This is a genomic window from Achromobacter pulmonis (genome assembly GCF_902859765.1).
In the GTDB taxonomy this organism is placed as follows: domain Bacteria; phylum Pseudomonadota; class Gammaproteobacteria; order Burkholderiales; family Burkholderiaceae_B; genus Achromobacter; species Achromobacter pulmonis.
Genome location: NZ_CADIJV010000082.1, coordinates 1 through 1,370, shown reverse-complemented (window position 1 = coordinate 1,370; position 1,370 = coordinate 1). Strand labels below are relative to the sequence as shown.

Annotated in this window: 1 protein-coding gene; it reads right to left on the bottom strand. The window is 69.8% G+C overall.

From position 1 onward, the window contains the following. Positions 1-1,370, bottom strand: a 1,370-nt coding sequence (locus HV701_RS26575) for a ShlB/FhaC/HecB family hemolysin secretion/activation protein (RefSeq protein ID WP_175135976.1), incomplete at both ends; no start/stop codon positions are given.

Below are 1,370 nucleotides of genomic sequence, written 5' to 3'. Positions count from 1 at the left end.
TCTTCCGCGGCCAGCGTCATCTGCCCGTCGAAGCCGCGCACCGCATAGCGGTTGCCGATGGTGAAGTAATCGGCGGGCACGACCGGTGTCTTGGCGTGCTGGATCTGCCAGTTGGCCTGGTAGGCCAGTTGCTGCCCCGCCACCTTGAACGGCAGATACAGACCAGCGTTGGCGCTCAGGATGGTGCTGCGCCCATTCCAGTCCGGGTCGCCGTAGACATACCCCGGCTGGTTGGAGAACTGCGGCAGCGTGCCGCGCACGCCGCCGCCGATGTCCAGCACCATCTGGTCGATGTAATGACGATGGCCGTAGCTGAATTCGTAGCCGGCCACGTCGCGCCGCTGCACCTCGATGTCGATGTCGTTGAGCGTGCTGTTGGCGCGCTTGCGCAGGAACTTGAGCACGGCGGTGCCCTTGTAGCTGGCGCCGCGATACGGCACCCCCGACACGCCCACCTCCACCTGCTTGCTGGTGCCGCCGTAGACGATGGGTTCCTCGAAGCCGGCCACGGTCTGGCGGTAGCGCGACTTGCTGGCCCCGGCGAACAAGGTCCAGTAGCCAAACGGGATGCTGTAGTTGATGGAGGCCGCGCGCGAGCCGGCATCGCCGTTGCGCAGGTCGGCGTTGCTGTTCCAGGAGACAGACAACTGGTCGTACAGGAACAGCGGCGAATCGAGCGTGAGGCCGGCATTGACCTGGTTCTTGCCGGTCGATTCCAGGCCGGCGTTGTCGCCGCCCACGTAGGCGTGCCAGCGCTTGCCGCTGCCGGGTTTGATGATGATGTCGGAGTCGCCCAGCTCGGGGCCGGGAGCGACGTCGATGGAGGCGTCGGCCTGCCCGGCCAGCCGGCGGATGTTCTCCAGCGCCTGGTCCAGGTCGCGCTGGTTGACCTCGCCGCCGGGCCAGGTGGGCAGCGCGGTGCGCCACCAGCCGGGCGCGCCGTCGCTCCTGACCCCGGAGATGCGGCCGGGTACGTAACGCAGGGTCAGCGTGCCGCTGGCCAGCGACTGTTCGGGCACCAGCACCCGCGCGGTGATCAGGCCGCGATCGATCAGGCGCGCCATCAGGTGTTCCTGCAAGGCGCGCAACCCTTGGCCGCCGACGCATTGACCCAGCGCCGCCTCGCTGGCGCGGCGCAGCGCGGCCGGTGGTGCTGCGCCGTCCCAGATCACCTGGCTGATTCGGAAGCAGGGCGATTCGTCGGGGAAGACGAGCGCACCCTCGCCAGCGACGGCCGGCGGCGCCGACAACACGTCCGGCCGTTCCGCGGCGCGGGCGCGCTGCGCGTCCAGGTCCTGTTCCTGGCGGCGCTGGATGTCGCCGGCACGCGCGGCCGCGTCGGCCGGCAGGGGTTGCGCGGCCAGGGGGGG